This is a genomic window from Aquitalea sp. S1-19 (assembly GCF_024343515.1).
Window position 1 is genome coordinate 1 of sequence record NZ_RJTZ01000355.1, and the last position, 471, is coordinate 471.

The window sequence follows — 471 nt, forward strand, 5'->3', positions numbered from 1 at the left end:
GGCTTCGGCGGCGAGATCATGGCCAAACTGGGCGCCATTCCGCAGTCCAGTCCCGGCGGCGACATCTATCCGGCACTGGAAAAAGGCACCATCGATGCCACCGAGTGGGTCGGCCCGTACGACGACGAGAAGCTGGGATTTTACAAGGTCGCCAAGTTCTACTACTACCCGGGTTTCTGGGAGCCGGGTCCGAACCTGTCGTTCTATGTGAACAGCAAGGAATGGGCCAAGCTGCCCAAGGAATACCAGCAGGCGTTCGAAGTCGCATCCGCCGAAGCCAACCTCCTGATGCTGGCAGAATACGACGCCAAGAACCCGCAAGCACTGGTGTCGCTACTGCAAAAAGGCACCAAGCTGAAGAAGTACCCGGCAGATATCATGAAGGCGGCGCATACCGAAGCGTTCAAGCTGTACGATGAAGAAGCCGCCAAAAACCCGGCCTTCGCCAAGATCTACGGCCCATGGAAGAAA

1 pseudogene is annotated in these 471 nt (G+C 57.7%); it reads left to right on the forward strand.

Going from position 1 to position 471, the window contains the following annotated elements:
• Positions 1-471, forward strand: a pseudogene (locus EGI20_RS19020) (ABC transporter substrate-binding protein); the annotation flags it as partial.